The 9,791-nt window shown below is 58.0% G+C and carries 8 protein-coding genes; all 8 read right to left on the bottom strand.

Translation table 11 applies throughout. From position 1 onward, the window contains the following. Window positions 1-354: 354 nt before the first annotated feature. Window positions 355-1,164, bottom strand: coding sequence for a universal stress protein (locus JN12_RS20050; protein WP_145026250.1), 810 nt, complete (start codon window positions 1,162-1,164; stop codon window positions 355-357). A 106-nt stretch (window positions 1,165-1,270) separates the two neighbouring features. After that, the gene (locus JN12_RS20045; protein WP_145026247.1) at window positions 1,271-2,158 is read right to left on the bottom strand and encodes an electron transfer flavoprotein subunit beta/FixA family protein; all 888 of its coding nucleotides are present in this window, start codon (window positions 2,156-2,158) and stop codon (window positions 1,271-1,273) included. Window positions 2,159-2,184: 26 nt separating this feature from the next. After that, window positions 2,185-4,179 (bottom strand): (Fe-S)-binding protein, encoded by a 1,995-nt coding sequence (locus JN12_RS20040; RefSeq protein WP_170242098.1) that lies wholly within the window; start codon window positions 4,177-4,179, stop codon window positions 2,185-2,187. A gap of 90 nt (window positions 4,180-4,269) precedes the next feature. Next, complete coding sequence (locus JN12_RS20035) at window positions 4,270-5,277, bottom strand: electron transfer flavoprotein subunit alpha/FixB family protein (RefSeq protein WP_145026241.1); 1,008 nt, start codon at window positions 5,275-5,277, stop codon at window positions 4,270-4,272. Between the two features lie 41 nt (window positions 5,278-5,318). Then, window positions 5,319-7,262: an oxidoreductase gene (locus JN12_RS20030; protein ID WP_145026238.1), complete on the bottom strand. Its 1,944-nt coding sequence runs from the start codon at window positions 7,260-7,262 to the stop codon at window positions 5,319-5,321. Between the two features lie 103 nt (window positions 7,263-7,365). Next, window positions 7,366-8,400, bottom strand: coding sequence for a zinc-dependent alcohol dehydrogenase (locus JN12_RS20025; protein ID WP_145026235.1), 1,035 nt, complete (start codon window positions 8,398-8,400; stop codon window positions 7,366-7,368). A gap of 108 nt (window positions 8,401-8,508) precedes the next feature. Beyond that, complete coding sequence (locus tag JN12_RS20020; protein ID WP_145026232.1) at window positions 8,509-9,279, bottom strand: aspartate/glutamate racemase family protein; 771 nt, start codon at window positions 9,277-9,279, stop codon at window positions 8,509-8,511. Window positions 9,280-9,473: 194 nt separating this feature from the next. Then, a partial coding sequence (locus JN12_RS20015; RefSeq protein ID WP_145026229.1) for an ATP-binding cassette domain-containing protein occupies window positions 9,474-9,791 on the bottom strand: 318 nt, incomplete at its 5' end.

The raw sequence follows: 9,791 nt of genomic DNA, 5'->3' as shown, positions 1-9,791 counted from the left end.
ATACGCATTGAGGTGTACCAGATGCTTGGGTAGTCTCATGAGCTTTCTCTTGAACGGCTTCTTCTGCTTCATCACTCCGGCCTCCGCAATAATGATCGGCAAGCCGGAAAGGGGAACTGTCGGATACGGCTCTCTTCTGAACGGGATAGCAGATGCTTCACCAATGACAAAATCGCCAGCTCCCGGACCATGCTAATCGACGGGCACAAGGCACCAGTGTTAAAGCGGCCTCCTCATCCCGGCTGCCAGAGGAACCGTAAATGATCCATAGGAAAACAGCAAGTTACTCTTTGACAAAGCGCTGCCTTGGCAGCGTGGAGTGCTAATCAGTCGGACAGTGGGACAGATCAAAAGCTAGTGCGACATCAACACCGGCAGTGTCATATGCTTGAGTATATCCTTGGCGATCGTGCCTAGTGCAAAACCGCGCGGGGTATTGGTATACGCCCCCATAACCAGGAGATCGCACGCCTTTTCCCAGGATCGATTCAACAGGACATCACCAACCGGAATGGTCATGCCGGCAAGTTCCTCTCCCTTGGCGGGTATGCCACAACAGCCCAAATGGTCGCAGATCTCGGCACATGGCTCCTTATCGGAGCTGTCAGCCTCGATGGACGGGTTTACCGACAGCACGCTGACTTCACGCGCGGTCAGCAGGAACGGCATGGCGTCGTGAAGTGCCCTTGTCGATTCGCGCCCCGCTTTCCAGGCTATCATCACCTGCTCGCCTATGCTGGAGAATGTCCCGGCATAGGGAACGATCAGTACCGGCCGGCCTGCTCCAAGCACCACCCGCTCCGGCAGGTCATACTCCACGTTTTCGTTTGTGGAAGAGTGATCGGCCTGCCCTACGATCACCAGGTCCTTGTAGTGGGCATGAAAGTTAACCAGCTCTGCCATGCTCACCCCGGAGACCGCACTTTCGACACAGAGCCATTTGGCATTGATCGACTCCGTAGCAGTTTTCCGACTGAAGCATGCCTGCAGTTCCGCAGCGGTAGCCTCCACACTGGCGAGTTGCGGCTGGTAATGGGGGTGAGAGATCACATGAAGCCCGGTCAGGCGGGCCTGGTGCTTCCGGGCAATATTGATCGCCAGGTCGAGCACAACCCCACAGTGGTGGCTGTTGTCTATATGGACAAGGATGTCTTTGATGGGCATGGATTGCCTCCTTTTACTGGATAGTGTAGTGAATCGCCAATGCTGCTGACTGAAAGCACGGTGGGAAATCGTCCTCTTTGCCAAACCACGCGGTCACCATGGAATTCTAACGCTTAAGGATACCAGCTTCCTCAAGAATATCGTCCAGTCGGGTAAACATTTCTTCCGATAGGCCATCGATGATTGTTCCACCCTCTTTTCCCTTGGTTGCGTCTCGCGAAACCATCAGATCGATACGCTCGGCTGCTGACAGTCGACTCCGCTCAGCCACCCCACGCTGCTTCTTTGGCTTTGGGTTTGAACGAGCTGCGATCCGGGTCGTATTCAGCGAGAAGAGAGTATCATTCTTGGCAAATTCGAGATCTGCCGGCGTCAATACCCGGACATGGCTCGACTCTGCATGGAGAAATCCGGCGAGTGTCGGGTACCTGGGCACGGTTGAACCCTTCTGAACTGTCAGCAGCGCCGGCAAACTGCACTGCATGAGCTGCCTGTCGCCTCGTTCAACGACCCGCTCGATCTCCAGCACCTGCCTGTTGCCACCGACCGAAACCTTCACAGCCCGTGATATATGGGGAATGGCCAGTCGACCGGCCAGATAGGGACCCTCCAGCCCGTCATTGTCATCGATAGAAGTATCTCCACAGAGAATCAGGTCAAAGGATTCCCGCTCGCAGGCCCGTGCCAGGAGTGCCGACGTTGCCATGGCATCCAACTGACCAAGTTCCTCGCACTGGATATGGATGGCATCATCAACCCCCATTGCGAGAGCCCTCCGGAGCCCCTCTTCAGCAAATCGGTCACCCACTGAGACAGCGACAACCTTGACACCGGCCGACCGGTCCTTGAGCGCAAGGGCATATTCAAGGGCAACCTCATCCAACGGATTGAGCATGCGGATGATATCTTCCGGACAGATATAGTTGCTTCTACTATCCGTTCCCGTCTGCGCATTGACAAATCCGACGGTCTTTGTCAGAACTCCGATCTTCATAAGCTGTATCTCCCCCGCATCATCTGTTAGACCATCTCACTGACGAGTTCTATGAGGTCCTTGCATTTCACGTTCTCGAGCCCCAGCGACCTGGCACCGTCTTCCAGCATCACGACGCAGTAAGGACATGAGGTCGCAATGATCCCGGGATTGTCTTTAGTCAGCTCCTTGACCCGCATTTCATTGATCTTGGCACCGCCGGTATCACGCATCCACATGGCCCCTCCCCCTCCCCCGCAACAGAAGGTCTGTTCGCCTGAGCGCTCTACCGCCAGAGTGGTGGTCCCGGGAAGGCTGTCCAGGATCTCCCGACCCTTCACGACCCCGTTACCCCTCGCCAGGTAGCACGGGTCGTGATAGGCAACCTTGACCGGCTCGGACCTTTTCGGAGAGAGTTTGCCGGAACTGATCAGATCCCCCAGTAGTTCCGTATAATGAACCACCTCGAACTGCCCGTCGAACTGGGGATACTCGTTCTTCAAGGTGTTATAGCAGTGTGGACAATAGGTTACGATCCGCTTGAAACGGAGCTTCTTCAGCTGTTCGATATTCCTGCGGACAAAATTCTGGTACTGATATTCATTGCCCAGCCGGCGCATCGGATCGCCGCAGCAGAGCTCGCCCTTTCCCATGATGGCCAGATCTACGCCTGCCTTTCGCAGCACCCTGGCCAGACTGATCGCACTCTTCTGGTGACGGTCGTGGAACGAGGCCTGACATCCCACCCAGAAAAGGGTGTCGGCCTGGTTGTCATTCGCAAGAACCTTGATGCTCCTCCCCACGGCCCAGTCTTCCCGCCTTGACCTGCCCCGGCCAAAGACATCGCCTAAGTTTTCCAGGTCTCTGAAAAGGTTGGTCAGTTCGGGGAAGAACCTGCTGCGGCTAAGGACGCGATCCCTGCGCAGATCGACGATCTTGTCGACGGACGAGATGAAGGCCGGGCAGGCCTGAACGCAGGCCATGCAGGTAGTGCACGACCAGAGCTCCTCGTCGGAAACCCGGCCGGCGGCATCGGCACAGTTCCCGTTTCCGCCTTTGTTGCCGCCTTTCCAGAACGGTACGAGGTTTCCGGTCTCATCCACCCAGATCCGCAGATCCTGAATGACCTTCTTCGGGGAAAGGGGTTTCCCGGCCGCGTTGGCCGGGCAGGCATCCTGGCACTTGCCGCACTGGGTGCAGCCATAAAACTCCAGCAGTTGCTTCCAGGTAAAGTCCTGTACCCCCGACAGCCCGCGGTAGGTGTCGTCCATGGCGATGACCGACAGTCTTCCCGTTGGCTGCGGAGAACTGGCGAAGATATTGAACGGTGCGAACAGGGCGTGCTGATGGCTGGAATACGGTACGTAGAACATGAAGCAGGCAAGGATCACCCCCTGCACCCACCAGGCAATGTGAAACAGGCTGCCCAGACTGTCCGGCCCGCCCGGTATCCCCGTGAACCATCCGGCCAGCAGGCCTGATACCGGTCCGGCGTACGATGTCGTTTTAAACGTGAACCGCAACCCTTCGAGACTGAAGAGGCAGAAGAGCAGTACGGACGCCGCCAGGGTGATGCCGATGAAGAGCCCCCCTTCAAAATCGGGTCCCAGCCTGCCCGGCCTGAGGACGGTACGGCGAAAGACTCCCCACGCCAGGGCGATGAGAAGGAGAAGTGCCAGGATCTCCGTGACAGCCAGGAAGACACGGGCAGGAAGGTTCTCCCGGATCAGGTTCTGGAGTCCGAACCCGTCACCAGCAAAGAAAAATATCAGATAGTAGAGCGACAGGATGATCCCGCCCCAGAACAGCACGAGATGCTGGATACCGGCCGGGTCGCTCAGGGAGACGCTCCTGAGATTGGACAGTTGTCCCGGCACATAGAGGAGGAACCTCTTCAATCGTTCCCCAGCAGGCTCAGCCACCGGCGAAACGGAGCGCCCCTGACCGATGAGGGCACAGCGCCGGTAAACGGTCCGGGCCGCCATGAGCGCAACCACGCCAAGAAGGAGAAACAGAGCTAGCCTTTCAGGGGATGTCAACACGCTTTCTACTCCGGATATCATTTGTATCTCCATTCGACATTGTTCCCTTCAACGCGAGTCACGGGAAGGAACGTTTCTGTCTCTTGAACCCTAGGCCCGCTTCATGACCGTGCTGATATGCTGAACGATCTTGGGCGTCAGCACGTTCAGGTCTCCCACGATCCCCAGATCAACGGATTTGAGGATCGGGGACTGGCTATCGATGTTGATGGCCACGCTGGTTCCTGCGGCCGCAATGCCCTGCACGAACTCGGTTGCCCCGGAAATGCCGAACAGGAAGATCAGTCTGGGCGCTACCCGCTTCCCTGTCTGGCCGATCTGGCGCTCGTACGGCAGGATCCCCTCGTCCACCATGGGCCGTGTCCCGCCGATGGCGCCGCCGATCTGATCCGCAAACGACTCGATGGCCTTGAGGTTCTCCTTCGATCCCAGCCCTCGGCCGATGGCGACGATGATCTCCGCCTCCGTGATATCCATGGTCCGGTGATCGGCCTTCAGGAACCCGGTCACCCTTATCGGTTGGGCTTTATCTGTCGGGAGCTTCTTCATCTCGCTGAGCTCGGCCTCTGCCTCGTTCGTCCTGGACGCTTCGCGACTGATGAGCCGTTCAGGAAGGAAGGTGGCCATTCTCATCCCTTCCCCCTTGCACTGCACAGTGGAAAAGAGACGCCCTTTTTGGACCGGCTTGACAAAATGCAGTTCGCCGTTCTCCTGCACCTCGATCTCTGCACAGTGGGTCACCAAAGAGGCGCCGAGTTTGAAGGCAAGGCGGGGCAGGAGGTCCGCGCCGAGGGGTGACGAGAGGGCCAGGAGCAGAAAGGGCTGCCGCTCCTTCAGGAGGTCGAGGAGGACCTGTTCATAGAAGAGGGGGTCATACTGCCGCAACCCTTCATCGACACACTGATGGAGCGTGCCGGCGCCGCGTGACCCCACCTCCCTGCCTATCCCCTCGATGGCCGGACCGAGAAAAACAGCCTGTAACTGCCCATCGCATTCACCAGCCAGCCTCGCCCCTTCCTCAAGCAAGGCAAGCGATTGGCGGCTGATCTTCTTGTCATCGGCCTCGAGCAGCACCCATATCTCTTTGTTCACATTCATACGCTGGTATCCTCTTCGATTTCACGCAAACCGGGTCTGTGCTAGATGTGCAGGGCGGTCACGTACCCTTCATAGATCGCCTCGGTCATTTTCCGTGGCAGGCTGCAATCCCCGATGGTGTGAATCTCCGGGAGCTTTCCTTCCCACTTCAGCTCATCCGCCAGTCGGTTGTCGGAGGCGGCCCCCAGGCAGAGGACAACCATGTCGATATCCCTGACCTCTTCAGCCGTTCCCTTGGACTGCAGGATCACCGAGTTGTCATTGATCCGTTCAACGCTTGTCTCCAGGCGGATATCGATATTCGTATCCCGTTGCACACTGAGCAGCAGCAGCCATTTTGTCCGGCCTCCCGCGTCCTGACAGACGGCCGGCGACGTCTCCGTCAGGATCACGGACGAACCTTTGCTGGATATCAGCTGTGCCACCTGGGTCCCTACCAGCTTGCCGCCGATCACCAGCACCCGCTTCCCCGGCTCGACCTTGCCACTGAGGATATCCAGGTAGGTATGGACATGCTTCCTGTCGGTCCCGGGAATGAACGGGATATAGGGGAGTGCGCCGGTCGCCATGATCACCACGTCGGGCTTTGCCTCGTAGACCTTGGCCGTGTCCATCTCCTCATTCAGGTGGACATCGACGCCGGCCTTTTTCACCTGGGTTGCCAGATAGCGGATGCACTGCTCCAGTTCCCCCCGCTTCAACGCCTTACGGGCCCACAAAAGCTGCCCACCGAGCTCGGGGCCTTTCTCGTACAGGGAGACATCATGTCCCCTCATGGCTGCTACCCTCGCCGCGGACATGCCGCCAGGGCCGCCCCCCACCACCACGACCCGCTTTTTCCTCTCGGCCGGCTTGATGGCCAGCTCCCTCTCTCTGCCGACCAGCGGGTTGATGGCACAGAAGACCGGCACCATGGTCCCCAGCATGTCGATGCAGCCCTGATTGCAGCCGATGCACATGCAGATGTCGTCCAGCTTCCCCTCCCGGGAGAGGTTTGGAAACTGGGGATCCGCATGGAGTGCCCTGGCCATGGAGATAAAGTCGGATTTCCCTTCCTTCAGAATGCTGTCGGCAAAGGCGGCATCGTTGATCCGGCCGGCAATGCTCACCGGGACGTTGACCGCGGCCTTGATCCCCTCGGCCAGGTGGACGTTGCACCCCAGCGGCATCCCCATGGGCTGCACGATCGTGAAGGCGGTCTCGTAAATCCCGGACGATACGTCGATCAGGTCAACGCCGGCCTCTTCGAATCTCTTGGCAATGACGATGACATCTTCGGGAGTGAGCCCACCGTCGATGTACTCGTCGCCGGGAACACGGCAGGCGATGGGGAAATCGTCACCACAAGCCTTGCGGACCGCAGCTATCACCTCCAGCGGAAACCGCAGCCGTTTTTCGAACGTTCCCCCGTAGTCATCGGTTCTCTTGTTGGCGTACGGGGACATGAACTGGGCGATCAGGTAGCCGTGGGCACAGTGGAGCTCCACCATGTCGAAACCGGCGTCCTTTGACCGCCGGGCGGTCTCGGCGAACTTCCGGACCAGGGCCTTTATCTCGTCAATTTCGAGTTCCCGCGGCAGTTCGAAGTAACCCGGCACCGTGCAGGTCACCGGCGACGGACCATGAGCCTGTACCCCCGTCACGTTGGAGTGGCTCTGTCGGCCGCCGTACACGAGTTCCAGGCCGATCTTCGCCCCCTGCTCGTGGACCGCCTCGGCCAGTCTCCGGTACCCCGGGATCTGGCGATCATCGTAGAGGCCCAGTTCCAGGACCCGCCCCTTGCCCAGAGGATCCACATAGGTTGCCTCGATGATGATGAGCCCCACCCCGCCGGCCGCCTTGGCCACCAGGTTATCGATATACTTCTGCGTTACGTTGCCGTAGGCATCTGCATAGTTTCGCTCCATCGGCGCACTGATGATCCTGTTCCGTATCCGCATCTTACCGATCGTTCCGGGCTCGAACAGCTTCTCATACTGACTCATGGCTTCTCCTGTCTACGCACAGCTTGTCCGGCATCTCTATTGTTTCCGTTACGAAATGGCTTCACCATCCTGGCGGCTTCAACCGGTGGGAATGCTCCTTTGGCTACGGTATTAACAGCGTTTTTACCGACTCGCGGCTCTCGGCGGACTCAAACCCCTTTTTCCAATTCTCCAAAGGAAACGTATTGGAGATGATCGGCCGCAGATTCAGCCTGCCAGTCGAAGCCAGGGAACAGAACCGGGCAAAGCTCCCGTATGTCGTACCCCGACAGAAATGAATCCTGACCACTTCTTTCATCATCAGGTCCCAGGGGACCTGGACAGCCTGGTCACCCATCCCTACCGCTTCGATGAGACCTGCGCGGCGCACCATCTGGAAGGCCTGCGCCATTGCCACGGCACTTCCGGTGGTGTCGAGGATGATGTCGGCCCCTTTGCCTGCCGTGGCGTCTCTGACAATCGCTATCGGGTCGTCTTTCTCCACGTTGACGATCCGGTCAAAGACTCCCAACTCCTCTGCCACCGTGAACCTGGACTTGACGGCAGACCCTCTTCCGGTAATCATGACCATGCCTGCGCCTGAAGCCTTCGCAATCTGTCCGGCCAGGAGCCCGATCGGACCGCACCCCTGCACGACGACAACATCGCCCGGCTCTATGCTGTTCTTTTCCAGCAAGGCATCAATGGCTACCGCCGCGGGCTCGGCAAGGGCAGCCTCCTCAAAGGACAGCCCTTCGGGTATCCGATGCAGCAGTTTGGCAGGGATTCGCACGTACCTGGCAAAGACACCGTCGACCTTGATGCCGAGATACTTGTTGTCCCGGCAGAGATTCGCATTCCCGCTGGTGCAGCAGAAGCAGCTTCCGCAGTTCTCCGCATTCCCTTCGGCGATGACGCGATCCCCCCGCTGCCAGTTGTGCACATTAGCACCCAGTTTTTCGATGACTCCGGAGAATTCGTGACCGATCGTCACCGGCATCGGCACCGGGTACAGATCGTTCATGATATGCAGATCGGTTCCGCAGATAGCCGCAGCCTTCACTTCGATCAGGACATCATCGGCACCGATCTCCGGCACCGCAACATCACGTATCCCCAGACCGTCGATGCCTTGTGCGTGCTTCACCAGAGCTTTCAATCGAACTCCTCCTCAAACCCACAAGGTGCAGATCTTGCGTGGGTGTTGCTGCGACTTAAAAGAACAGGGGAGCAGTGTGCGCTCCCCTTGATCTGCCGTCAGGATCCGTTACTCAACGCCGAAGGTCTTTCTGACGGTATGCCAGTCGCTGATGGAAAAATCCTGCGGTTTCCCAAAGAGACTGTTCCTGCTCAGGCTGATCCCCATCTTGTGCAGATCCACCAGCACCTCGCACATTTTCAGTCCGATGATGTTGGGATCGAGATAGGTCAGCCCCTCGATGGAGAAGGTGTCCTTCGACAGACCGTAGGCGTCCATGAAGTACGCGGATTGGATCGTGCAGGCTGCCACCATGACGTCGGCGCCACGCTCCTTGCACCAGCGGATTGCTTCCAGGGTGTTTTCCTTGCATTGTTCCGGCCGGGCAAAGATCTCGTCCAGCGACATCCTGATCGATCCCGATCCCACGCACTTGTCTTCAAGCCCGTAGTGACGCACCAGGTTCGCCATGGAGGGGGCGGATTTGTCCGAGTTGGTCACCACCGCAAAGCGGTGCCCAAGCATCGCCGCAAGGTGAATCGTCGGCTCGTGGGTACCGATGAGGGGAATATCGACGTTCTCCTTGGCCTCGAACACCCCCGGGTCCAGCATGCAGCCGAAGATCACGCCATCGTACCCGTCCCGTTCGGCCTGAATCCCACGTTCGATCAGCTCCCCCACGATAAAGTTCTTGTAATAGTGATAATCGAGATAGGTCGGTCCCTTGGACAGGTTGTCGACAACCACCTTGGTGTCGCTACGTTTCGCCTGGTTAAGAATGCGCTGGATGAGATCGTTGTACCTGTCCGTACCAAAGGGGTTCATAAAAAGAATCTTCACGTTTGCCTCCTCCTCAGAGTTTGTTTTACTTACCTGGTACTTATGCGGCGTTGCTCAAACCAGACCGCTAGATATATGTATATACAATTATACAATCAATTTCAAACAAAAAAATTTGCGGGCCTTTACTTCGTAAACGTGACAAGAGCAGCCGCGCGGAACATGCCGGTTTTCATCGGGAGTGCAGGAACCGGTTACACCCCGAGATACCCCTCGCGGACCTTGTCGTTGTTCAGAAGCTCAACACCGGCTCCCTCCAGGATGGTCCGCCCGCCTTCCAGCACGTAGGCACGGTTCGACATCTCAAGCGCCACCAGCGCGTTCTGCTCCACCAACAGTACCGTGAGACCTTTCTGTTTGTTCAGCTCCACCAGGACCTTGCATACCTGTTCGACGATCATCGGGGCCAGTCCCAGCGACGGTTCGTCCGTAAGCATGATCTTCGGCTGCCCCATTAAGGCCCGCGCGATGGCGACCATCTGCTGCTGGCCCCCGCTTAAGGTCCCTGCCAG

This window comes from Geobacter argillaceus, assembly GCF_007830735.1.
GTDB classification, from domain to species: Bacteria; Desulfobacterota; Desulfuromonadia; order Geobacterales; family DSM-12255; genus Geomobilibacter; species Geomobilibacter argillaceus.
The sequence above is the reverse complement of the archived record's forward strand: the minus strand, read 5'-3'. Positions and strand labels throughout refer to the sequence as shown.

Excerpts from the sequence above, each read along its gene's own strand:
- JN12_RS20050 (WP_145026250.1), bottom strand. The coding sequence starts at position 1,164 with ATGCCCATCAAAGACATCCTTGTCCATATAGACAACAGCCACCACTGT.
- JN12_RS20045 (WP_145026247.1), bottom strand. The coding sequence starts at position 2,158 with ATGAAGATCGGAGTTCTGACAAAGACCGTCGGATTTGTCAATGCGCAG.
- JN12_RS20035 (WP_145026241.1), bottom strand. The coding sequence starts at position 5,277 with ATGAATGTGAACAAAGAGATATGGGTGCTGCTCGAGGCCGATGACAAG.
- JN12_RS20030 (WP_145026238.1), bottom strand. The coding sequence starts at position 7,262 with ATGAGTCAGTATGAGAAGCTGTTCGAGCCCGGAACGATCGGTAAGATG.